Raw genomic sequence first — 20,200 nt, forward strand, 5'->3', positions numbered from 1 at the left:
GATTGCTTCACAGAGTGGAAGTGATCCAACTAAACGAAGACAGCTACAGAATCAAATACAGGAGCTCTATTTTCGGAGAAAAAAGTGTTCAATCTTAATGAGCAAAAAGTGTTCAAAACTACTTGACGGTTACATCAGCTCCCCTTCTGTTGTATACATATAATATCCATGCCCATCAAATTTCCGTTTCCCGTTAAGTAACTTTCCCACATGAATGTCATAAAGACTCATCGGATCACTCCCTTTCAGTGTTACTGATAATGACAGTATAATACATGAACTAACACGCTGGAAAAGGCATCGTAAATACACGAAAATGGTCAGCACTCCGGTCCGCCTGGCAAAGTGATCCGTCCAAAGCAGGCTCTCCGAGGAGCAAGATGCGCGCCTACCATTTGCTTGAAGCTAATCACGGACACGAATCGAGTACTTCATTTCGACACATAAACAAAAGCCTCCTGATCAATGATCAAGAGGCTGAAGTTTTACAAACCCGTATATAGGGAGATGTATAAATCAATTTCTTTTCTCAGCCAACTACTGTAATCTTGGACTTTGTAAACCTGCCATTCCTCTAGACTGCTCGGATTTTGTACACCAACGAAAGCATCACTCGGGTATTTGGGATCTACATAAATGACAATATCCTTCCTAGGAAATTCATTCACGCCTTCATCGGGGATATATGGGGGTCCTCCCCGCTTGGTAAGCCAGCGTATATAAATCTTTTGCACTCACAACAATCCCCATGCTTTCGGAGGGTTTTGTGAACGAAAAAATGTCATGTTCTCTTTGTACAACAAGTTTTTCAACGGTAATTTTTTGTTCTTCCCCAATCTGCCTCAGTTGGGTTGGGGCAACAGTCACAGCATCAATGGATGTAATCGTTGTCCCTGACCATCCAAGTGTCATGGCTATAGCAAGTGGAAGTATGAACGCTATTTTTTCAAAACAAAACACCCTCCATGCGAACTAATTAATGCCTTATGAGCAAGAGTTTTCCTTTTTGCTTTTTCCTATTCATTTCTTTGTTGTTCTTGTTCAAGTATTCGGACAATCGTGTCCAGCTTTTGGTTTCTTTCCTGATCCATTTGTTTTTTGGCGTTCATATACGCCAACACTTTAACAAGGAAATAGATCACGAAAATAAAAAGCGATAATGGAACCAGAAAAAAGATCAACTGCCAAAGCAAAGTTCCCCATTCTAAGGCAACTGAACCGAATTCCAACATAGTGATTCCTCCGCTTTCATTCGTTAGTTATATGCATTCAAGCCAAAACCCACTGAACACATTTTGCATTCAGTGGGTTACATGATGGGTGTTCGCCAGATTATTTTACTTTCACTTTAATCTCTACTTCTTCACCCTTATATTTTGCGGTAATGACAGCATTCCCCTTCTTCTTGCCTGTGACAACGCCGTCCTTCACTTTAGCGACCGAGGATTTGGAGGTGCTCCATTTCACATCGGAGCCAGATACTTTTTTGCCATTGTAAGTAACTTTGATGGTTTCCTTTTTCCCTACTTTGATGGAGATGTTGTCGTCATCGACTGACAGTTTATCGTTGGAATCTGATACGGTGATCTCAATCTTGACCTTCTCATTTTTGTACTCAGCTGTGATCGTTGCTGTCCCGGCTGCCTTTGCTGTCACAACACCGTTTTTAACCGTAGCGATAGACGACTTGGACGTACTCCATTCGGCTTTGGAACCGGTCAGCTTCGAACCGTCGTATTTCAGACTGATGGTTTCGGTATCTCCCTTATCCATGCTAATCTTGGTTTTGGTTGCTACCAGTTTGTCTTTCGACTCTTCATTTACCGTGACTTCAATTTTTACGGTTTCTCCCTTGTACTTTGCGGTAATTGTCGCGGTTCCCTTGCCCTTCGCAGTCAGTTCTCCATTGGATACGGTCACTACGGAAGACTTCGAGGTGCTCCAATCCGCTTTGGAGCCTGAAAGAGTCGAGCCATCGTATTTCAGGCGGATGGTCTGCTTATCGCCCTTGACCATCGTTACCTTTGTTTCGGTGGCGACTAGCTTATCTTTCGACTCTTCATTTACCGTGACCTGAATTTTTACGGTTTCACCTTTATATTCGGCAGTAATTGTCGCGGTTCCTTTGCCCTTGGCCGTCAACACTCCATTGGATACCGTAACTACGGACGACTTGGAGGTGCTCCAGTCCGCTTTGGAGCCCGTCAACTTTGAACCGTCGTATTTCAAGTTAATCGTTGCCGTATCTCCCTTAACCATCGTTACTTTGGTTTCGGCGGCTTCCAGCTTGTTCTTCGTATCTTCATTTACCGTGACCTGAATCTTTACGGTTTCACCTTTGTACTTGGCGGTGATCGTCGCGGTTCCTTTGGCCTTGGCAGTCAACACTCCATTGGATACGGTCACTACAGACGACTTGGAGGTGCTCCAGTCCGCTTTGGAGCCAGTCAATTTTGAACCGTCGTATTTCAAGTTAATGGTTGCCGTATCTCCCTCGACCATCGTTACTTTGGTTTCGGTCGCTACCAATTTTTCCTTCTCTTCTTTAACGGTTACGTCGATCGTAACGGTTTTTCCGCTGTATTTAGCCGTTATGGTTGCTTTTCCTTCTCCTTTTGCCGTAATCGTCCCATTCTTCACTGTCGCCACAGACGATTTGGATGTTGTCCACGTCGCTTTGGATGCTGTTAAGGAAGAGCCGCCATAAGTGAGCGTTACCTTCTTCGTATCGCCTTTTTCCAAACTTACTTTGCTAATACTCGCCTTTAACGTGCTTGACGCCTGTACGGCCGCGATCCGATCCAATTCTTGGGCTTGGGCCGTCACGGGAAACGAGATATGAAAACTACTTACTAACAGTGCTGTCAAGATGCAACTTGACACAAGCTTTCCGGTTTTACGCAGCATGATAATCCTCCTATGTATCCTCTTACTTTATTTGACGAATTGAATTGGAAAATGTCACGCAAGAATGAAAAAAATAACACGATTTCTTTGAAATTTATTTGAGGAAAAACCATTGACAATCATGGTTTTCTCGTTCCAACCTCGCTGTCAGACATAAAAAAATGCCTTCCAGACAGGCTGGAAGGCGAAAGTTGTTGCTTGGAGGAGTTTCATCGCGTCGAGTACAATACATCATACGTCGCACGTGAGCGCCTTGCTGTAGACGTATCCCCATTCCCCAGCATATCTTGCGCCCGTTTTTTCCACGTTCCGTACGCTTGCGAAACCATTCTCAATCAAAAAGCGTACTCGATATGGTCGATCTTCGTCGCCACCCCGTCCACTTTTCCCAATGGACACGTAATGGCGATGACATCGAAGCGAAAGGATGGAAACGACTCCGTCTGCCGCTGCAGATAAGCCAGGGCAAGCTCGCGCAGCTTTTGTCTCTTTTTCCAGGTGATGGACTCTTGAGCCGTCCCATATGCATCCGCAGTGCGTGTGCGCACTTCCACAAAAACAAGTGTCCGTCCATCCAAGGCTATGACATCAATCTCGCCGTGCCTGGTCCGCACGTTTCGTTCCCGAATGACATACCCTTTGTCCTGTAAATACAGACAGGCCAAATCTTCGCCTTGTTGTCCGAGGACGCGCCTGCGCATGCTCATCGCTTGTTATTTCCTCCCCTTGTCCAGGCGATAGACGAAAGCAAGCACCTCCGCCACTACCTGATAAAGCTCCGGTGGAATTTGCTGGTTCAAGTCAAGCTTGCCCAACACCTCTACCAGCGATGGGTCCTCCTGTACCGGTATCTGATGATCCTGGGCTACCTTCAGGATATTTTCCGCTACGTAGCCGGATCCCTTGGCTACAACTTTCGGAGCCTCCATCGTTCCCGCCTGGTACTTGAGCGCTACAGCCTGCTTGCGCTTGTTTTGATTGGGTGGCGTCTCCTGATTCATACGCGCAGGTCCACCCCTTTGTAGTCGCTCATCATGGCGCTCTTTGCTGCTGATGTTTTCTGATTCTGCTTGGGAACAGACTGCACGCGCATGGAGGAAAGCTGATACCCCACCTCGTGGAGCTGATCCGTAAAGCCGCCTTTCATCGCATGCGCCAACGCTTCGATGCCAGGTGTATCGTTAAAAATCTGCAAACTGATGATTTTATTGACGATATTGACGTCGATCATCGTGGTTCCCAAGGCTTGCAGGTCGAGATGGAAAAAGAGGCGGCAATTTTCGGCATCCAGCTGTCCGGCTCCTTTTTTCTTCGATTCGATCTGTACGTAGGCCGTCTCGTCCCCTTGCTCCGTTCGCAGCGGAATTTGCATCACGATCTGTGACAGGGAGTGATTCGCAGGTTGCGTTAACATAAGCTGTTGCCCCGTAACCTGCTGCAGCAATTGATCGGCTGCCTCGCGTAAAGCTGTGGGGATCGCCTGTGCATGGTTCTGCGTCAGCTGCAAAAGCATGGCCTTGACGCTCTCCATCTGCTTATGCGCCCCTGCCTCCCAGGAGCTGCCCGCAATCATTTGTCCCATCAGATCACGTTCATGTGTAATGCCCAATTGCTGAAAAAGCTGCAGAATCGGGTGATTTCTGGCGGTAGACGGCTGACTCTGCGCCAGCGCTTGCTGTGGTTGGTTGCCAGTATCCAAAACAACCTGCTGTGGAGCGGCTTTCAGCTCAGCCGTTACAGGTGTGCCTTGTCCCGGCTGAGGGATCACAGTTCCCGAAGAGGGTGCTGTCGTCGTCATTGTCGGAGCGGGCCCCTTGCCCTCTAGCGGAGATCCTGCCATCTGCTGTGTTGGGGGAGCCGCATTCGCTTGACGAGCGTCGGTGATGACCTCACGAGCAACAGGCCCTTTTCCCTGATCTCCCGCAAGCATCTGGTTGGGAGTGATTGGAGAAGAGGGCTGGCTGGATGAGGGTAATTGCGCAGTTGCAGCCGCTTGTGGTCCTGTTGCCGCTGATGCCGTCGTTGCAGGCTGCTGAACCATTGCTTGCGTGTTTTGTCCTGCTGCGTTTTGGCGGTTCCCGGAAGATTGCGATGAGGCAGACTGCTCATCGGCTTCCATTCCAACGCCCAGCAGTACAGGCATTGCCGCCAGCTTGTCCCGCAATTGACCTACCAGTTGGCGTACGTCTCCGATTGGGGGTGGCATCGTTTGACCAGTCGTTTGCCCTCCTGGCCCTGCTGGTGTCGGATTCCCCGGTATGGCGGAGCCAGTCGTACGAGCCGAGTCTCCATTCGCCTCGAGAAAACGGGCTGCCTGCTGCATAAAGCTCTGCATGGCTTGACTTACAGGACGATCGGAGAAAAAAGCCTTCAATCCTGCAACCGTCTCTGCTGTCAGCGGCAGATTACGCTTTAAGGCGGTCATGAATGCCTGGATCGTCGCATTATCCATCCCCAGCTTCCGCGCGACTCCCATAAAAGCCTGCACCGTTTCTTTGCTGACAGGCTGATTTGCGTTCAGCAAGGCCTGGACAATGGCGCGGCTCTCCTTTGATTCCGGCAAGCCGAGCGAGCGCATCAGACCTTCCAGGCTGGCGCCTCCTTTGGCGTTGCCTTCCAATGGGGTATCCAACACCTTCAAAGTGACAACATCAGAGGAGGGCTGTACCTGCAGCCATGCTTTCTGACCGGGTTCCAAATTGGCCTCCATTTTTGCCTGTACCTGGATGGGACCGATCTGGACCAACGACATTTGATTCGGGTAATGCTTGATGACCGTGCCTTTGAAAACCTGGCCTGGGACAAGCTCTATAGGCTTGGCTGCAGCTACAGGTGCGCGCTGTGTCATCGATTGCAGCAACTGCGAGGGGGAATACATCATCAATCTCCTCCTTCACGACTGTGAAACAAAGGGTGCTACGCCTGCTCCTTGACACCCGTAAACGTCATTCTGTGAATCGGCGTAGGTCCATAACGCTGAATCGCAGCCAGGTGCTCGGCTGTTCCGTACCCTGCGTTTTTGTCAAACCCGTATTCCGGATATTGGCTTGCATACTCTGTCATCATGCTGTCTCTCGTGACTTTCGCTACGATGGAAGCCGCTGCGATCGAGACGCTTTTGGCATCTCCGCCAATAATGGGAAGTTGCTCGCAAGCCAGTCCCGGCAGCCGAACAGCGTCCAGCAGACAGACATCCGGGGCAAGCCCTGCATTTTTGATGGCGAGATGCATCGCTTCTTTGGTCGCTTCCAGAATGTTGATGGCATCGATGCGTGCAGCATCCACGATTCCAATTCCGACAGCCAGCGCATCCCGCATGATCACCTCGCAAAAGGCCTCACGCGTCGCCGCTGGTACTTTTTTGGAATCGTTCAGTCCCGGCAAATAAAAATCCGACGGGAGGCAGACAGCACTCGCTACGACTGGACCTGCCAAGGGGCCTCGTCCTACCTCATCGACGCCAAACACATGGACATGTCCTTTTTCCCGCATGGCTCGCTCGTATTGCGTCATTTCCGTCCACATGGCAGCCAGCTTTTCCCGGCGGGCTACAGCGGCCTCAACCTGTCGGACGAGATCCTGGACGCCTTTGCGCGGGTCGGCTTTCATCCATTCTAGAAAATCTTTCGGTACTTCGTCCAATTTTTCGATTTTTTCCCGTATTTCCTTTATCGACAACTCCGCCAGTTCCATTCACTCATTTCTCCCTATGTAAAAAACCGCCTACCGTTCACGATAGGCAGTTTCCTCGTATATGCATGACTCATTCTGGAAAAGCGACCGGTTTGCCAATTGGTTCATCCATTTCCCAATCGATAGGCCGTTCGAGCGTCACCCGTCCCAGCTTGCCGGAGCGCAGCTCACGCAAGAAAATTTCTCCTGCCTTGTCGTAGTCGATCTCTCCGCCGGAGATGAGACAGCCGCGTTTTTTGCCAATTTCCTCCAGCATTGCGACCTTGTCTGCCGGAAGCGCCTTTAGTTTGAAGCGCTCCACGAGGCGTTCCGGATAGTAATGCATCATATAGGCAATCACGAACAGCGCTATTTCCGTAAAGTCGATCAACTCGTCCTTGATCGCGCCACTTGCGGCAAGGCGAAGCCCCACCATCTGATCTTCGAATTTTGGCCACAAAATCCCCGGCGTATCCAACAGCTCCAGCGTATCGCCCATCTTTACCCATTGCTGCGCTTTGGTTACAGCAGGACGATCCCCTGTTTGCGCTACGGCGCGCTTTGACAAACGATTGATCAGAGAGGATTTTCCGACATTGGGGATTCCGAGTATCATGATTCGGATCGCACGTGCCTGCATGCCTTTTTCCGCGCGTTTTGCCAGCATATCCGAAGCCAGCTCACGACACAGATCCGGCAGCTTGTTTACGCCTTTTCCGCTTAAAGCGTCAATCGGCAGGGTACGGATGCCGAGACCGCGAAAATAGCCCATCCATTCCTCTGTGGCTTTTTCATCTGCCAGATCGGCTTTGTTCAACAGGATCAACCGCGGTTTTTCACTGACAATCTCATCAATCATGGGATTGCGGCTGGACAGCGGGAGACGCGCATCCAGCAATTCGATCACGACGTCGATCAGCGCCAGCTTTTCCGTTACTTGACGGCGCGCTTTTGCCATATGTCCAGGAAACCATTGGATGGTCATGATGGATCACCTACCTTGAATACCCTGATTTTTATCGAGTAAACCGGGTTTGACTAATCGGCCAGAAGGTAAATTCCGCACGTCCAACTACTGAACTGACCTCGATCGGACCGATTACCCGGCTATCCTCACTGTTCAATCGGTTGTCACCCATGACAAACAGATGTCCTTGTGGTACCTCAACAGGCGGAAAATCATACGTAAAATGAAGCTCCCCCTGCTCTTTTGCCCGCTCTTCTTTTCGTTCGAGATAAGGTTCTTCGACAACCTTGCCGTTTACCATAAGCTGATCGTCTTTCACCTCGACACGATCACCGGCTACAGCGATCACCCGTTTGATGTAGTCCCGGGTTGCGTCAGCATGAAACACGACGATCTCGCCTGGTTTCGGTTCCCGCATAAAGTAGATCGCTTTGTTCACAACTAGCTTTTCATGATTATGTAAGGTAGTTTCCATCGATTCTCCCTGCACGATAAACGGAGCGAACAGGAAGGTGCGAATCAGCAGGGCGAGGAGTACCGCAATGACCAGCGCCTTGATCCATTCCCATGATTCACGTTTTTTGGCCTGGCTGACACCAGCTTCTTCATGCATGTTATACCCCTCCTCACGAAAGGCATGTATGGGCTATACACTTTCATTCATCATCGCGGCAGCGAGTGAAATCCTTCTGAAAGTAGAAAAAAAGGCCTGGCTAGCAGGCCAGTGCCTTTTTCTATGGGTGAACAAACGCTTATCGACGAATTTCCTTAATGCGAGCTGCCTTACCCACACGGTCACGCAGGTAGTACAGTTTCGCACGGCGTACTTTACCATGACGCACGATCTCGATCTTGTCGATTTTCGGCGTATGCACCGGGAACGTACGCTCAACGCCTACGCCGTAAGAAATCTTACGAACAGTAAATGTCTCGCTGATACCAGTACCACGACGGCGAATAACAACACCTTCGAACAACTGGATACGTTCGCGCTGACCCTCGATAACTTTTACGTGTACACGTACGGTGTCACCAGGTCGGAACGCAGGAATGTCCTGTTTCAATTGCTCTTTTTCCAATTCACGGATCACTTGGTTCATTTGAATTCCCTCCTTCCGATCAGACGTTCTTACTCGCCTATTCAATCGTTCAGTTCAAAAACTGAGTTACGAGTAGCGGACCGCCTTAGTCAGCGGGCAAAATTGCCACAAGAAATATAGTACCATATGGAAGTGCATTGCACAAGGCGATTCTCACGGTTTGTCCGCCATTTTTTTCTCTTCCTTGATTTCTTGCAGCCATTTTTTCATCTCTGGCGTCAATTCCAGCTTGTCCAAAAGATCAGGCCTGCGTTCATACGTGCGCCGCAGCGATTCCCGCAGACGCCACTTGTCGATATTGGCGTGGTGGCCGGACAAGAGAATATCCGGCACCTTCCAGCCGCGAAATTCCGCCGGCCTGGTGTAGTGCGGATACTCCAGCAATCCAGTGGAAAAGGAGTCCTCCACCGCAGACGTCTGATTCCCCAACGCGCCCGGCTGCAGACGCACCACACTGTCGGCAATTACCATCGCGCCCAGCTCTCCGCCAGTCAGAACGTAATCACCGATCGAGATCTCATCTGTCACAAGATGCTCGCGAATGCGTTCATCGTAGCCTTCGTAATGGCCGCAGATCAGGATCAGATGCTCTTCTTTGGCGAGTTCCTCCGCCAGCTTTTGATTGTACGGCACGCCCTGCGGACACAGGAGGATCACACGCGGCTTGCTGTCCGTCGTCACAGCTTCTACAGCACGAAAGAGCGGCTCCGGCTTCAACACCATGCCACCGCCGCCGCCATAAGGCGTATCGTCCACGGTTCCGTGCTTGCTTTCCGAGTAATTGCGGAAGTTGATCACTTCGAACTGGACGATGCCTTTTTCCTGCGCCTTGCCCAGAATGCTGCTCGACAAAACGCCGGGAAACATCTCCGGAAACAGTGTGAGGATATCAATACGCAAGATGACCCCTCCTCACAGCAAGCCTTCCATCAGATGGCAGACGACACGCTTGTTCGCAATATCGACTTCCTTGATGCAATCATCGATGTAAGGCAGCAAGACCTCTCCGCGATTGCCTTTGACCACCCAGACGTCATTGGCCCCTGTCTGGAGGACCTCAGTGATGGTCCCAAGCTCTTCTCCCTCATCCGTGACCACTTCACAGCCGATCAGTTCGTGAATGTAGAACTCATCCTCTTCCAGCTCCATCAGGTCGGATTCCGGCACCTTCAATTCGCCACCCTTGTACTTCTCGATGTCATTAATGTGACCGTATCCCTGGAAGCTGATGATCTCGAAATCCTTATGGGCACGCCGCGAAGCAACCTTGAGCTTCAATGGCTGGTCGAGCAAAGAATGAAACAGATACAGCTCGCTTCCTTTGCGAAAGCGTTCATCGGGAAAATCGCTGGTCGAGATCACACGCACTTCTCCGCGCAAGCCATGCGTGTTCACCAGCTTCCCTACTGTAAAAAAACGCTCCTGGGTCAAATGATACCCTCCTCTATAGGTGGCTGAGCAAGTTCATCAACTCCGTTGCCGGATTTCATGCACTCGCCCGTCTTTTATCAGGATTTCCGTTCCAGCCATGATATCATCCCATACGTCTCCCACCTGGATGGTGACGGGGCTTTGCACGGTCTGATAATCCAGTTCGCTGCCAATGGGCAATTTCTCTGCTTGCAGGAGCTGGTACTGGAGGTTCTCCAGCTTCTCCTGCCGTTGCCGTTCCTCGCGGGCGATTTTTTCTTGCGCCAGCGAATAGCGTTCCGCCGATTTTTTCTTCGCATCGGCAAGAATTTTCTTCGCCTGGAATTGCCATCGCTGCCATTCGTCCTTTTGCTGCTGAATCTGCCTTTGGTACTGATCGACCAAAACAGCCCTAGCCGCCTCTGTCATGATGATTTTCACCTGGACAGAGCGATAAATCGTAAGCATGCTTGCCACTTCCTTTCGACGCAAGAAAGATCGATCCGCTTTATCATCGAAAAAAAAGACTGGGAAGCTCCCAGCCTTTTCTCAGACAATCTCAACCGTGACGCGCTTGTCCGTATCGACGGAAGCAGCCATCACGACGGTGCGCAGGGCCTTGGCAATACGTCCCTGTTTGCCGATAATTTTCCCCATATCATCAGGATGTACCGACAACTCATACACGAGCGTACGCTCTTTGTCCACTGCATTCACACGAACCTCATGCGGATGATCGACGAGAGCCTTTGCGATCGTTTCGACCAGTGCTTTCATCATCAGACCTCCAGATGATCGGCTTATTTGCCGTATTTGGTTTCGTGTACTTTTGCCATTACGCCTTCTTTGGAGAGCAGGTTGCGAACTGTGTCAGTCGGAGCTGCACCGTTCAGGATCCATTGTACCGCTTTTTCGGTATCAATGTTCACTACTGCCGGTTGAGCAACCGGGTTGTAGTACCCAATCTCTTCAATGAAACGGCCATCGCGAGGGGAACGAGAATCAGCTACTACCACACGGTAGAAAGGAGCTCTCTTGGAACCCATGCGTTTCAGACGGATTTTTACTGCCATGTTGTTTCACCTCCTGTATGGATCAACGCAATACTCAATTGCGTTGGTGCTGCTATATCTGAACCATCGCGCCTCTGACCGCAGTCAGCGGCGCGAAGAGATCATGCAAGTTACTTGAATGGGGGCTTGAAATTGAACGGGAAGTTCATGCCTCCTGGATTGCCGCCCTTGCCTTTGCCCATGAACGGAAGTCCCATGCCGCCTTTTTTCTTGGACTTCTTCATCATCTTCTCAGCGGTGCCGGAGAACTGCTTCATCATTTTCTTCATATCATCGAATTGCTTGATGAACCGGTTCACTTCCTGAATGCTGGTGCCGCTTCCTGCCGCAATGCGCTTGCGTCGGCTGGCGTTGAGCAGATCAGGGTTGGCTCGCTCCGCTTTCGTCATGGATTTGGCGATCGCTTCTACGCGGGCAATTTGCTTTTCGTCCACGTTCATTTTGCCCTTCATCTTGTTCATTCCAGGCAGCATGCCGAGAATGTCCTCAAAAGGTCCCATATTGCGAAGCTGCTGCATGGAGTCAAGGAACATGTCAAAGGTGAACTCACCTTGACGCATCTGACGCTCCATGTCGCGCGCCTTCTCTTCATCGACGTTGGCTTGCGCCTTTTCGATCAGGCTGAGCACATCGCCCATGCCGAGAATCCGGGATGCCATGCGATCCGGGTGGAACGCTTCGAGCGCGTCCATTTTCTCGCCCATCGCAGCGAACTTGATCGGCTTGCCTGTGACGGCCTTGACGGAGAGTGCCGCACCGCCGCGCGTGTCGCCATCCAGCTTGGTCAGAACGACACCTGTCAGCTCCAGCTGGCTATTGAAGCTCTCTGCCACATTGACCGCATCTTGACCGGTCATGGCATCGACGACGAGCAAAATCTCATCGGGCTTGGCTACCTCGCGAACCTGTTTCAGCTCTTCCATCAGCGCTTCGTCGATGTGCAGGCGACCTGCCGTATCGATCAGGACCACGTCGAGGTTGTTTGCTTTGGCATGCTCGATAGCTTGCCGTGCAATCTCTACGGGACTAACCTGATCACCGAGTGCGAAGACGGGGATGTTCAGTTGTTCACCCAAAACCTGCAATTGCTTGATCGCTGCCGGACGGTAAATATCGCCTGCTACCATCAACGGCTTACGGTTTTGTTTGGTCAGATACTTGGCGAGCTTCCCTGTCGTAGTCGTCTTACCCGCACCCTGCAAACCTGCCATCATGATGACAGTAGGGGGACGGTGAGACATCGTCAGTTGGGCTACATTGCCGCCCATCAGCTCAACCAGCTCTTCGTTGACGATCTTGATGACCATCTGGCCAGGCGTCAGGCTTTTCATGACTTCCTGCCCGACTGCGCGTTCCTTGACGCGAGCCACGAAGTCTTTTACCACTTTAAAGTTTACGTCTGCTTCCAACAGGGCCAGGCGAACTTCACGCATCGCTTCATTGACGATCGTCTCGTCAATCTTGCCTCTGCCTCGCAGCTTGTCAAACGCGTTCTGCAGCCGATTGGCCAAGCTCTCAAACGCCATGCGAGCCCTCCTAATCCATCTCTGACAGTTGGTGGAGCAAAGTGTTCAGTTCCTCTCTTGCCGCCTTGTCCGCCAACCCCTGGACCAGCTCATTCATGCGGTTCAGCACGTTCATGCGCTGTTCATGCTTCCAAGCGAGTCGCAGCTTCTCATCGTATTCGAAAAGTTGCTTTTCAGCCCGCTTGATATGGTCATAAACGGCTTGACGGCTCACCTCATGCATTTCGGCAATTTCGCCGAGCGACAAATCATCCAGATAGTACAATTCCAGATATTCGCGCTGCTTTCCTTTCAGCAAGGGAGCGTAAAAGTCAAACAAGAGATTGACTTGATTGGTCTTCTCGAGCATCGTAACCAATCCTTTGCTATGAGGTACTCGACTCCAATCTGTAAAGACATTTTCTTTACAGCACGTAGTTTATAGTACCCAATTCCCCACCTAGTGTCAAGCATTTTTATTGACATATGAATTTCTCTTCATCGAGTCAACGGATTCAAGCTATCCTTGGGTGTTTTCCGCTTCAGTCTCTTGTTGAATCAAGCCTGCAAACAAGGCGTGGACGAACTGTTCCGGATCAAACGGCTGCAGGTCATCCATTTTCTCGCCGAGCCCTACGTACTTCACCGGAATGTTCAATTCGTTGCGAATGGCGATCACGATGCCGCCTTTTGCCGTCCCGTCCAGCTTGGTCAGCACAATTCCGGTCACGCCAGCCGATTCTCCAAACGTCTTCGCCTGGGATAGCGCATTTTGTCCCGTGGTCGCATCCAGTACGAGCAACACTTCATGCGGCGCGCCAGGAAGCTCCCGGGCGAGCACGCGGTGAACCTTCGCCAGCTCCTCCATCAGATTGACCTTGTTTTGCAGGCGGCCTGCCGTATCACACAGCAAGACATCCACATTGCGCGACTTCGCCGCCTGGACCGCGTCGTAGATCACGGCGGCGGGATCAGAGCCTTGCTGTTGCTTGATCACTTCCACACCGACGCGATCCCCCCAGACTTCCAACTGCTCAATAGCTGCAGCACGGAAGGTGTCGCCTGCTGCCAGCAGCACTTTTTTCCCTTGCTGTTTGAACATATGCGCCATCTTCCCGATGGTGGTCGTTTTGCCGACGCCGTTTACCCCTACGAACAAGATGACGTTCAGGCGCCCATCCTCTACATTCAATGCAGTGTCCGCTGCCTCGTCGTTTTTCAGCAGGGCGACCAGCTTTTCCGAAAGTATCGGCTGCAGGTCAATCGCATTCTCAATCTTGTGTTTGCGCACTTCTCCGCGAAGATCGTCGATCAGCTCCATCACCGTATTGACGCCGACATCGGAGGTGATCAGGATTTCTTCCAGCTCGTCAAAAAAGTCATCGTCAATCTTTTTATAGCGGCGGACGAGGTCCTCTACCTTTTCTACCAGCAAATCTCTGGTTTTGGCGAGTCCATCGGTAAACTTCTGGGTAACCTCTTCCGACTTTTGCACAATCGCGTCGCGAAGGCGTTTGAAAAAGCTCATCTTCATCTTCCTTTAATTGGTAAATTTGCACAGATCTTACGAAGCGGACTCGATGAACTTGCTGCTCTCCTCCAGTTTAACGGAAACCAGCTTGGAGACGCCACCCTCCTGCATCGTAATGCCGTACAGCACATCTGCGCTCTCCATCGTTCCTTTGCGGTGGGTCACGCAGATAAACTGTGTCTGGCTGCTGAATTGGTGCATGTACTCGGCGAAGCGGTTGACGTTGGCTTCGTCCAAAGCGGCTTCTACCTCGTCCAACACGCAGAAAGGAACGGGCTTGACCCGCAGTATCGCAAATAGCAACGCCATGGCGGTCAGGGCACGCTCCCCGCCGGACAGCAGGGCGAGATTTTGCAGCTTTTTGCCTGGCGGCTGGGCGACAATATCGATCCCTGTCTCCAGCAGATTCTCCGGGTTGGAGAGCAACAGATCAGCCCGGCCTCCACCGAACAATGCGACAAAAACATCGCGGAACTGCTCCTGGATGGCATCGAAGGTCTCCTTAAATCGTCTGGACATCTCCGTATCCATTTCCAAAATGACCTGATAAAGCATGTCCTTGGCTTCGTTCAAATCCGCTTCCTGCGTGCTTAAAAACTGCTGCCGCTCATACAAGCGCTCGTATTCTTCAATCGCGCCCAGATTCACCGTACCCAGAGCCGCAATCTCTTTTTTCAGGCGGTTGACGATTTGCGTCTCTTCCGCGATCTCACCGCGCGGCGGATACTTCATCTTCGCCAGATCGTAGCTCATTTCGTATTCTTCCGAGAGTTTGTTCAACAGGTGGTCCAATTCTACCTCGCTGCGGTTTACCTTGACTTCTTCCTGATGCAGCTTGTCTTCCAGGGACTTGACCGCTTTGCGGATCTCTTTGACTTCCTGCTCCAACTGCTCCTGCCGATGGAAAAGAGTAGCCCGCTCGTTGCGCCGCTCCTGGATCAGTCCTGCTACCCGGTCTTTATCCTGGCGAAGCTCGGCGATGGTCTCATCCAGCTTGCTTCCCGAGGATTCATTGGTCTCTTCCAGCTCGTCCAGCGAGGCAAGTGTGGCATTCTGCTCGTCCCATTCTTTTTGCAGGGAGATTTTCTGCTCCAGCAGCCGTTCTGTCTGCTCCTGGCGGGATTGGTACTCCTGTCTCACCTGCGCATCCAATACCTTCAGGCTGGTGATCTTCTGGTTGATCTCTTCCTTGGATTCGAGCTGCTCCTGACGCTTGGCTTCCGCTGCGGCAATCTGCTCCGTGAGTTCTTTTTCCTCTGCCACAAGCTTCGCCAGCTTTTCCTCCGTAGCCTGCTGTTTGACAAGCGCTTCCTCGCGCTCGCGCTGATAGCCGTCGATTTCCTGCTCGACCAGCTTGGCCCTCTCCCCAATGGATTTTCCTTCTGATTCCACTTGCTGCAGCAGTCCCTTGACTTCCTGCTCCTTCAAACGCAGCGCTTCTCCCTGGCTGCGAAGCGACTCCTGCTCCTGCTCCCTTAGCCGCTGTTGCTGTGCCAGTTGTTCCATAAGGCTAGTATGCCCAGAAATTGCCTGATCGATCTGCCCCATTTGCGCTTCCAGCTCTTCCACCTGGCGATTGCGCCCGAGCAAATTGGTCGTATTCTTCTTCAGCGCCCCACCCGTCATGGAACCGCCTGCGTTGACGATATCCCCTTCGAGGGTCACAACCCGATAGCGATAGCCCAAGGTGCGTGCGACCTGGTTCGCCTGCTCCAGCGTTTGGGTGACGATGACATTGCCCAGCAGCGATTCAAAAATCGGACGATACGTTGCTTCGAAGCTGACCAGCTCGCTCGCGATGCCGACGACCCCGGCTTCTTTCTCCAGGCGGCGCTTGTCCTCTGCCTGTATACTGCGTGAACGGATGACATCAAGCGGAAGGAAGGTAGCCCGTCCGGCATTGTGCTGCTTCAGGTACGCGATCGCTGCTCGTCCCGCCGCTTCATTTTCCACAACGACATTCTGCAGCGCGCCGCCGAGTGCCACTTCCACTGCGGTTTCCACCTGCTGCGGCACGACGACTAGCTCAGCCACGGCACCGTGAATCCCGGAAAAGCCGCGTTCACGAGCTTTCAGGATTTCTTTGACACCTTGCTGAAAACCCGCGAACTCCGATTGCATCTCGCGCAGCAAATCCAGACGGGACTTGGCGGATTCCCGCTTCTGCTCCAACTGGCGCAGCTCTTTGCGAGCCTGCTCGGATGCAGTCTGTCCCTCGCGCACCTGGTCCATCAGTTTCTTGTATTTCTCAAGCGTATCCTGGATCGCCTGATCGATTTCACGCAGCTGCTCTTGCAGTTCATTGCGCTTTTCTTGCCGCTGCTGTTCTTCTTGCTCCAGCCGTTCCTTTTCGACGCGTTGCCGGTCCATGCGGGCTTGGCTGGTCTGCACAAGCTGCTGCTGATGGCGAATGTCGTTGCGCAGGTTGGCCATTTCATTGAGCTTTTCAAAATAATCGCTTTTCAGCCTCTCCACATCGTCCGTCAAGGATTGGACCATGGCGTAAAACTGGTCCTCTGCCTCCTTCAGCGCGGAACGGGCGTCACTCATTTTCTGCTTGGCTTCCTCCGCACGCTTTGTTTCTTCGGCGAGTTCCATCTCCAGAGCATGCTGTTTTTCCGTGATCCGGTGCATGTGCTCCATCGTCTGCTGGCGGTTGGCACTCAGATTGCGCATCCGCTCGCGCAGAACCTCGCGCTGTCCCTCTACCTTCTCCGCCTCTTCACTGACGGTCAGCAGCACTTGCTGAAGCTCTTCAATCGACTGATCGATCTGCGACACGTGAAAACGGGCTTGCTCCAGATCGGCCTCCTGCTTCGAGGCTTGAGAAGTCTGTCCCACAAGCTGCTCTTGCAATTCCTGTACGCGCGCCGAAGCTTCCTCCCATTTTTGGTGGGCCGCTTCGATCTGCTGGACGTACAGCGCCACCTCGTGTTCGACCAGCTCGCTATGCAATTCCTGATACGTGCGGGCTGTCCTTGCCTGTTCCTGCAACGGACCGATCTGCTCGGTGATTTCACTTACGATGTCGTGAATACGGACCAGGTTCTGCTCCGTGTCCGCCAGTTTTTTCTCGGCCTCGCGCTTGCGGGTTTTGTATTTGACAATCCCAGCTGCCTCTTCAAAGATCCCTCTGCGGTCCTCGGATTTGGTGCTGAGAATCTCCTCGATCTTTCCTTGCCCGATGATCGAATACGCTTCTTTTCCCAACCCCGTATCCATGAACAGTTCCATGATGTCCTTCAAGCGGCAGGCGCGGTTGTTTATGTAATATTCACTATCCCCGGAACGATAGACCCGGCGCGTCACGGATACTTCCGAATACTCCACATCGAGCGAACGGTCTGTATTGTCCAAGGTTAAGGTAACTTCTGCAAAATTGACCGGCTTGCGTGTATCACTGCCGGCAAATATGATATCTTCCATTTTCGCCCCGCGCAGGGATTTGGCGCTCTGTTCGCCAAGCACCCAGCGAATCGAATCGGACACATTGCTTTTCCCGCTCCCGTTTGGGCCAACTACAGCCGTAACACCAGGAACGAATTCCAGCTCTGTCCGATCGGCAAAGGATTTGAACCCTGCCAATTCCAGGCGTTTCAAATACATACGGATGGTCCTCCTTCTATCGCAAAAAAGCTGGCCCCTTCTCATTGGCACGATCCTACTCGTGCAGAAGGGTTCAGGGGATCTCGAATGTTCTTCCGTGAGCATAGAGCCGCATCCCTAAAAGAAAGCCCCTGTATGAACAGGAGCTTCTTTCACGAAGAAAGCATTCTCTATCAGTTTATCATAGAGGGAGGCAACACGCAGTAGTTTCCCAGTGGTTTGTCGTGAATTATTCGGGTTTGAAGCAAAAAGCCGTACTCCCCCTTTTCAGAGATCATACGACTTTTTGCATCCCTATTTCGCGCCCAGCTTGATCAAAGCACGAGCGGCGGCTTGCTGTTCGGCTTCTTTTTTGGAGCGGCCTGTTCCAACGCCCAGTGATCGGCTATTCAGCAGAACCTCCGAGACAAATTCGCGGTTGTGAGCCGGACCTTTTTCTTCGACGATTCGGTACTGAATATCTCCCAGATTGTCTTGTTGGACAAATTCCTGCAATTGGCTCTTGAAGTCTGTAACCTGGGCGAACTCCCCCTTATCTACACGGGGATACACGTATTTTTCCATGAAGGCAAAAACAGCGTCCAATCCTTGATCCAGATACAGGGCTCCGATAAACGCCTCAAACACATCCGCCAACAGAGCCGGACGCTGCCTTCCTCCTGTAAGCTCTTCCCCTTTTCCCAGCAGAACGAGATCACCAAACTGGAGCAGTTCGGCAAACTTGACCAATGACGGTTCACAGACAATCGCTGCACGGAGTTTCGTCATTTCCCCTTCGCTCATCTTGGGGAATGTCTTGTAAAGAAACTGGGAAACAGTCAATTCAAGCACGGCATCGCCCAAAAACTCCAGCCGCTCATTATCCTGTATCCGTTTGCCACGTTGCTCGTTCACGTAGGAAGAATGGGTGAATGCCTGCCGCAAAACGCTCTCATCATGAAAACGAACGCCTATTTTTTCTTGCAGCCGTGCAAAATTCATCACCCTCACCACCAATTCAGGAGACTTCCTACTTTTTCGCTCAGTAGGACTCATTTAGGCCTCGTATCTTTTTAAGATAATGGTTGCATTGTGCCCGCCAAATCCGAATGTATTCGTCAAAGCGACTTGAACCTCGGACTTGCGTGCCTGGTTGGGAACATAATCGAGATCACATTCAGGATCAGGGTTCTCCAGGTTAATGGTTGGCGGCAGAATCTGATCGCGCAACGCAAAGGCGGAAGCAATCGTCTCAATTCCACCCGTCGCGCCCAGCAGATGGCCAGTCATCGATTTGGTCGAGCTGACGGCCAGCTTGTAGGCATGTTCACCGAAAACGGATTTGATGGCTTGTGTCTCGGCGACATCCCCCGCGTCTGTGGAGGTGCCGTGCGCGTTGATGTAATCGACCTCTTCTGGTGCGATTCCCGCATCTTGCAAGGCGTTCGTCATGCAGCGGGCGGCTCCTTCGCCTCCCGGAGACGGAGCGGTAATATGAAAAGCGTCGGCGCTCATTCCGTATCCAATCACTTCCGCGAGAATCGTGGCTCCGCGCTTTTTCGCGAATTCCAGCTCCTCGAGAATGACGACGCCTGCGCCCTCTCCCATGACAAAACCATCCCGGTCCTTGTCAAAGGGACGGCTTGCTTTTTCTGGCTCTTCATTGCGCGTGGACATGGCTTTCGCGGAGCAGAAGCCGGCAAATGCCATTGGACGAATCGTCGCCTCCGCACCGCCTGCAATCATCGCATCCGCTTGGCCAAGCTGAATCAGACGGAACGCATCGCCGATCGCATTGGTTCCTGTAGCACAAGCCGTAATCGCACTGGAGGTAGGTCCCTTCGCACCGTATTGGATCGATACCGCTCCAGACGCCATGTTGGCGATCAGCATCGGAATGAAGAAAGGACTCACTCTTCGCGGACCTTTATCCAACAATACCTTGTGCTGCTCTTCCCACGTGGTCAATCCGCCAATTCCCGACCCGATGTATACACCCACTCGTTCCGCATTTTCTGCCGTAATTTCCAGCTTGGCGTCTTCCACAGCCATCTTGGCAGCCGCGAGTCCAAACTGAACGAATCGGTCTGTACGTCGGATCTCCTTTTTATCCATATACTGTTCTGGATCAAAATCTGTCACTTCACCCGCGATCTTGGTCGGGTAATCCGATGTGTCGAAGGAGGTTACAGGCTTGATTCCCGATTTGCCCTCGATCAGATTGTTCCAGAATGTTTCCTTGTCATTCCCCACCGGAGAAATGACGCCAACGCCGGTAATCACCACTCTGCGCTTCATTACGATCACCTCTATGAAAGTCAGCCCTTGGGCTATCTTCTTTATGATTATCTATTTTCAACATGTCCGCATAAGCCCGCAGACAAAATAAATCGTTCATGAAACAGCGTCAATGAAGGAGAAGTCCCGCATGCAAACGGGACTTCCAACTG

Annotated in this window: 20 protein-coding genes and 1 pseudogene; 1 reads left to right on the plus strand and 20 read right to left on the minus strand. The window is 51.8% G+C overall.

Annotated features, from left to right (window positions below; genetic code table 11):
• Window positions 1–98 (plus strand): annotated as a pseudogene (locus EDM58_RS26245) (ATP-binding protein); the annotation flags it as partial.
• Between the two features lie 918 nt (window positions 99–1,016).
• On the opposite strand, the gene EDM58_RS17450 reads toward EDM58_RS26245, so the two are convergent.
• The 20 genes from EDM58_RS17450 to fabF all read right to left on the minus strand — a co-directional run bounded on the left by EDM58_RS17450 (window position 1,017) and on the right by fabF (window position 20,048).
• Window positions 1,017–1,232, minus strand: a complete 216-nt coding sequence (locus tag EDM58_RS17450) for a DUF4083 family protein (protein ID WP_122914458.1) — start codon at window positions 1,230–1,232, stop codon at window positions 1,017–1,019.
• Window positions 1,233–1,332: 100 nt separating this feature from the next.
• Window positions 1,333–2,907 carry an Ig-like domain-containing protein gene (locus EDM58_RS17455; RefSeq protein ID WP_122914459.1) on the minus strand — a complete coding sequence of 525 codons (1,575 nt, stop codon included), beginning with the start codon at window positions 2,905–2,907 and terminating at the stop codon, window positions 1,333–1,335.
• A 335-nt stretch (window positions 2,908–3,242) separates the two neighbouring features.
• On the minus strand, window positions 3,243–3,614 hold the full coding sequence (locus tag EDM58_RS17460) for a YraN family protein (RefSeq protein WP_122914460.1): 372 nt from the start codon (window positions 3,612–3,614) through the stop codon (window positions 3,243–3,245).
• A 6-nt stretch (window positions 3,615–3,620) separates the two neighbouring features.
• The gene (locus EDM58_RS17465; RefSeq protein ID WP_023557197.1) at window positions 3,621–3,908 is read right to left on the minus strand and encodes an EscU/YscU/HrcU family type III secretion system export apparatus switch protein; all 288 of its coding nucleotides are present in this window, start codon (window positions 3,906–3,908) and stop codon (window positions 3,621–3,623) included.
• Window positions 3,905–5,788 (minus strand): hypothetical protein, encoded by a 1,884-nt coding sequence (locus EDM58_RS17470; protein WP_246000832.1) that lies wholly within the window; start codon window positions 5,786–5,788, stop codon window positions 3,905–3,907. Before EDM58_RS17470 ends, EDM58_RS17465 begins: the two co-directional genes overlap by 4 nt.
• A gap of 35 nt (window positions 5,789–5,823) precedes the next feature.
• The gene (locus tag EDM58_RS17475) at window positions 5,824–6,600 is read right to left on the minus strand and encodes a ribonuclease HII (RefSeq protein ID WP_122914461.1); all 777 of its coding nucleotides are present in this window, start codon (window positions 6,598–6,600) and stop codon (window positions 5,824–5,826) included.
• Window positions 6,601–6,670: 70 nt separating this feature from the next.
• Window positions 6,671–7,564 carry a ribosome biogenesis GTPase YlqF gene (gene ylqF, locus EDM58_RS17480; protein WP_122914462.1) on the minus strand — a complete coding sequence of 298 codons (894 nt, stop codon included), beginning with the start codon at window positions 7,562–7,564 and terminating at the stop codon, window positions 6,671–6,673.
• A gap of 31 nt (window positions 7,565–7,595) precedes the next feature.
• Complete coding sequence (lepB, locus tag EDM58_RS17485; protein ID WP_122914463.1) at window positions 7,596–8,159, minus strand: signal peptidase I; 564 nt, start codon at window positions 8,157–8,159, stop codon at window positions 7,596–7,598.
• Between the two features lie 139 nt (window positions 8,160–8,298).
• Window positions 8,299–8,646, minus strand: a complete 348-nt coding sequence (gene rplS / locus EDM58_RS17490; protein WP_023557202.1) for a 50S ribosomal protein L19 — start codon at window positions 8,644–8,646, stop codon at window positions 8,299–8,301.
• A gap of 153 nt (window positions 8,647–8,799) precedes the next feature.
• Window positions 8,800–9,546, minus strand: coding sequence for a tRNA (guanosine(37)-N1)-methyltransferase TrmD (trmD, locus tag EDM58_RS17495; protein WP_122914464.1), 747 nt, complete (start codon window positions 9,544–9,546; stop codon window positions 8,800–8,802).
• 12 nt (window positions 9,547–9,558) lie between these two features.
• On the minus strand, window positions 9,559–10,077 hold the full coding sequence (gene rimM, locus EDM58_RS17500; RefSeq protein WP_122914465.1) for a ribosome maturation factor RimM: 519 nt from the start codon (window positions 10,075–10,077) through the stop codon (window positions 9,559–9,561).
• 36 nt (window positions 10,078–10,113) lie between these two features.
• The gene (locus EDM58_RS17505; protein ID WP_122914466.1) at window positions 10,114–10,524 is read right to left on the minus strand and encodes a YlqD family protein; all 411 of its coding nucleotides are present in this window, start codon (window positions 10,522–10,524) and stop codon (window positions 10,114–10,116) included.
• Window positions 10,525–10,605: 81 nt separating this feature from the next.
• The gene (locus tag EDM58_RS17510; protein ID WP_023557206.1) at window positions 10,606–10,833 is read right to left on the minus strand and encodes a KH domain-containing protein; all 228 of its coding nucleotides are present in this window, start codon (window positions 10,831–10,833) and stop codon (window positions 10,606–10,608) included.
• A 23-nt stretch (window positions 10,834–10,856) separates the two neighbouring features.
• Window positions 10,857–11,129: a 30S ribosomal protein S16 gene (gene rpsP / locus EDM58_RS17515; RefSeq protein WP_023557207.1), complete on the minus strand. Its 273-nt coding sequence runs from the start codon at window positions 11,127–11,129 to the stop codon at window positions 10,857–10,859.
• A 110-nt stretch (window positions 11,130–11,239) separates the two neighbouring features.
• Window positions 11,240–12,655, minus strand: a complete 1,416-nt coding sequence (ffh, locus tag EDM58_RS17520; RefSeq protein WP_023557208.1) for a signal recognition particle protein — start codon at window positions 12,653–12,655, stop codon at window positions 11,240–11,242.
• 10 nt (window positions 12,656–12,665) lie between these two features.
• Window positions 12,666–13,004, minus strand: coding sequence for a putative DNA-binding protein (locus tag EDM58_RS17525; RefSeq protein WP_122914467.1), 339 nt, complete (start codon window positions 13,002–13,004; stop codon window positions 12,666–12,668).
• A gap of 150 nt (window positions 13,005–13,154) precedes the next feature.
• Window positions 13,155–14,162: a signal recognition particle-docking protein FtsY gene (ftsY, locus tag EDM58_RS17530; protein WP_122914468.1), complete on the minus strand. Its 1,008-nt coding sequence runs from the start codon at window positions 14,160–14,162 to the stop codon at window positions 13,155–13,157.
• 36 nt (window positions 14,163–14,198) lie between these two features.
• Window positions 14,199–17,771 carry a chromosome segregation protein SMC gene (smc, locus tag EDM58_RS17535; protein WP_122914469.1) on the minus strand — a complete coding sequence of 1,191 codons (3,573 nt, stop codon included), beginning with the start codon at window positions 17,769–17,771 and terminating at the stop codon, window positions 14,199–14,201.
• 294 nt (window positions 17,772–18,065) lie between these two features.
• Window positions 18,066–18,752, minus strand: coding sequence for a ribonuclease III (gene rnc, locus EDM58_RS17540; RefSeq protein ID WP_246000834.1), 687 nt, complete (start codon window positions 18,750–18,752; stop codon window positions 18,066–18,068).
• Between the two features lie 54 nt (window positions 18,753–18,806).
• Complete coding sequence (gene fabF, locus EDM58_RS17545) at window positions 18,807–20,048, minus strand: beta-ketoacyl-ACP synthase II (protein WP_122914471.1); 1,242 nt, start codon at window positions 20,046–20,048, stop codon at window positions 18,807–18,809.
• Window positions 20,049–20,200: the final 152 nt, after the last annotated feature.

Source organism: Brevibacillus panacihumi, assembly GCF_003710985.1.
Taxonomy (GTDB): Bacteria; Bacillota; Bacilli; order Brevibacillales; family Brevibacillaceae; genus Brevibacillus; species Brevibacillus panacihumi.

Excerpts from the sequence above, each read along its gene's own strand:
- rplS (WP_023557202.1), bottom strand. The coding sequence starts at position 8,646 with ATGAACCAAGTGATCCGTGAATTGGAAAAAGAGCAATTGAAACAGGAC.
- EDM58_RS17465 (WP_023557197.1), bottom strand. The coding sequence starts at position 3,908 with ATGAATCAGGAGACGCCACCCAATCAAAACAAGCGCAAGCAGGCTGTA.
- EDM58_RS17525 (WP_122914467.1), bottom strand. The coding sequence starts at position 13,004 with ATGCTCGAGAAGACCAATCAAGTCAATCTCTTGTTTGACTTTTACGCT.
- EDM58_RS17510 (WP_023557206.1), bottom strand. The coding sequence starts at position 10,833 with ATGAAAGCACTGGTCGAAACGATCGCAAAGGCTCTCGTCGATCATCCG.
- EDM58_RS17455 (WP_122914459.1), bottom strand. The coding sequence starts at position 2,907 with ATGCTGCGTAAAACCGGAAAGCTTGTGTCAAGTTGCATCTTGACAGCA.
- ftsY (WP_122914468.1), bottom strand. The coding sequence starts at position 14,162 with ATGAGCTTTTTCAAACGCCTTCGCGACGCGATTGTGCAAAAGTCGGAA.
- EDM58_RS17475 (WP_122914461.1), bottom strand. The coding sequence starts at position 6,600 with ATGGAACTGGCGGAGTTGTCGATAAAGGAAATACGGGAAAAAATCGAA.
- fabF (WP_122914471.1), bottom strand. The coding sequence starts at position 20,048 with ATGAAGCGCAGAGTGGTGATTACCGGCGTTGGCGTCATTTCTCCGGTG.
- EDM58_RS17450 (WP_122914458.1), bottom strand. The coding sequence starts at position 1,232 with ATGTTGGAATTCGGTTCAGTTGCCTTAGAATGGGGAACTTTGCTTTGG.
- lepB (WP_122914463.1), bottom strand. The coding sequence starts at position 8,159 with ATGCATGAAGAAGCTGGTGTCAGCCAGGCCAAAAAACGTGAATCATGG.
- ffh (WP_023557208.1), bottom strand. The coding sequence starts at position 12,655 with ATGGCGTTTGAGAGCTTGGCCAATCGGCTGCAGAACGCGTTTGACAAG.
- rpsP (WP_023557207.1), bottom strand. The coding sequence starts at position 11,129 with ATGGCAGTAAAAATCCGTCTGAAACGCATGGGTTCCAAGAGAGCTCCT.
- rnc (WP_246000834.1), bottom strand. The coding sequence starts at position 18,752 with ATGAATTTTGCACGGCTGCAAGAAAAAATAGGCGTTCGTTTTCATGAT.
- EDM58_RS17470 (WP_246000832.1), bottom strand. The coding sequence starts at position 5,788 with ATGATGTATTCCCCCTCGCAGTTGCTGCAATCGATGACACAGCGCGCA.
- ylqF (WP_122914462.1), bottom strand. The coding sequence starts at position 7,564 with ATGACCATCCAATGGTTTCCTGGACATATGGCAAAAGCGCGCCGTCAA.
- smc (WP_122914469.1), bottom strand. The coding sequence starts at position 17,771 with ATGTATTTGAAACGCCTGGAATTGGCAGGGTTCAAATCCTTTGCCGAT.
- EDM58_RS17460 (WP_122914460.1), bottom strand. The coding sequence starts at position 3,614 with ATGAGCATGCGCAGGCGCGTCCTCGGACAACAAGGCGAAGATTTGGCC.
- EDM58_RS17505 (WP_122914466.1), bottom strand. The coding sequence starts at position 10,524 with ATGCTTACGATTTATCGCTCTGTCCAGGTGAAAATCATCATGACAGAG.